At 31.1% G+C, this 1,649-nt stretch carries 3 protein-coding genes; all 3 read left to right on the forward strand.

The annotated features are described in order from the left end of the window. On the forward strand, positions 1 to 411 hold a 411-nt coding region (gene hxlB / locus ACI32A_RS06895; protein WP_439754303.1), incomplete at its 5' end, for a 6-phospho-3-hexuloisomerase. A gap of 130 nt (positions 412 to 541) precedes the next feature. Further along, positions 542 to 1,165 (forward strand): transposase, encoded by a 624-nt coding sequence (locus ACI32A_RS06900; RefSeq protein WP_439754304.1) that lies wholly within the window; start codon positions 542 to 544, stop codon positions 1,163 to 1,165. A gap of 52 nt (positions 1,166 to 1,217) precedes the next feature. Then, a complete protein-coding gene (locus ACI32A_RS06905) occupies positions 1,218 to 1,379 on the forward strand; it encodes a hypothetical protein (RefSeq protein ID WP_439754305.1) in 162 nt (53 codons plus the stop codon). Positions 1,380 to 1,649: the final 270 nt, after the last annotated feature.

Here is a 1,649-nt window from a genome sequence, read left to right on the forward strand (position 1 = left end):
GTGGTAAAAGCTTTTACCAATCGCTTAATGCACTTAGGTTTTCGTTGTTTTGTGGTGGGAGATGTCACAACGCCACCAATTCATAAAGATGATATTCTCTTTATTTTATCAGGTTCAGGAAAAACATCTTCCCTGGTTGAAATGGCAAAAAAAGCAAAAGAATATGGAGCTTCTATTTTGACAATTACACTTCAAAAAGAAGGAAATATTGCCAAAATAGCAAAGGCTTGTATTGTTCTTCCAGGAACAACGAGACTTCAAAATAAAGTATTATTTGAATCCATTCAACCTATAGGATCTAGTTTTGAACAACTGAGCTGGCTAACCTGTGATGCCCTTATTTTATTGTTGAAACAAAAATTAGGACTCAAAAATGAAGATTTAATCAAAAACCATGCAAATCTGGAATAAAAAAAGGGGCTGTTACGAAATGAATAATTTCGTAACACCTCTTTTTTTTGTGAAAATGCAAAAAAGCTCAGGGAATCCAACCCTGAGACAGTGTGATATACTCTTTTTGTCTAGAAAAGAGGTAAATCACATGTCATATTTTACGACACATAGTGGTTTTTTTCTAGTTCCTCTTGACAGGTATGATGAGGAATTGAAAAAAATCGATTTTTTACTGTACATACTGGAAAAATCCAAAGCAGGTACGATCATAAAAAACATGAATTTCAAGAGTGAAACTAAAGGAAGAAACAGCTACAATCCCTACAATCTGTTCAGTCTCATCCTTTTCTGTTTTGCCTTCAAAAAGGCAACACTGAGAGACATTGAAGAAATGTGCAAATACGATCTCAGAACGATGTATTTGATGGATCAGGAAACACCAAGCTATAAAACTATCAGTGAATTCATCAACAAAGTTGTTCTTCCCAATACCTATGAATTATTTGCTGTCGTTACATCGACAATCATACATGAGCTTGGTCTTGATATAACGGATCAGTATCTGGATGGGACCAAGTTCGAGGCAAATGCCAACAAATATAAATTTGTATGGAAGCCTATAAAATTCCATGAGAAGCTCGATGCCAAGATAAAGGATTATCTCATAAAAATAGATGAAAAATATGCGTCCAAAGAACTTATAAAGTCACATGTTCTTTTTGAAAAAATCAACAGCTCTTTCATACTCTACACATTTATCGCCTTTCAGTAAACAAAGAAATTTTTATGAAGAAGGATATCCAGCCGATACTTTAATAGATATTGTGAATAAATGTTTTCAAAATCAATTATTTAAAGAAAAATATACAGTAGAAATGATTGTAAAAGAGTTGTTAATTGTAATTAATAGTTCAACTGTTAATTGGTGTTTAGACAATGGAAGTTATTCTTTAAAAGAGACCAGTGATCCGATTTTAAATATTTAATCTACAACAAATATAAAAAATAGAAATGATTTGATTTATATTTAACTCTCAATTGGAAACATTTATAACAGTAGTAGATGCAGGAAGTTCATGAATTTGTAGAAGACATAATTCAATAAGATATAGCAGACTTGGTGTTTAATCAGGTTTGTTTTTTAAATCAAAAAGTTGTCAATATTAAAAAAAAGTCCCTTAAAAAAGTTGTTGATTATGTAAAAAACTTCCTTGAAAAAGTATATAAACTATTTATAATCATAAATAGGAGTGAAT

The sequence above is a fragment of the Floccifex sp. genome, from assembly GCF_051873555.1.
Classification (GTDB): domain Bacteria; phylum Bacillota_I; class Bacilli_A; order Erysipelotrichales; family Erysipelotrichaceae; genus Floccifex.

Bases quoted from the DNA above. Each gene is read 5' to 3' on its own strand.
- ACI32A_RS06900 (WP_439754304.1), top strand. From the start codon at position 542: ATGTCATATTTTACGACACATAGTGGTTTTTTTCTAGTTCCTCTTGAC.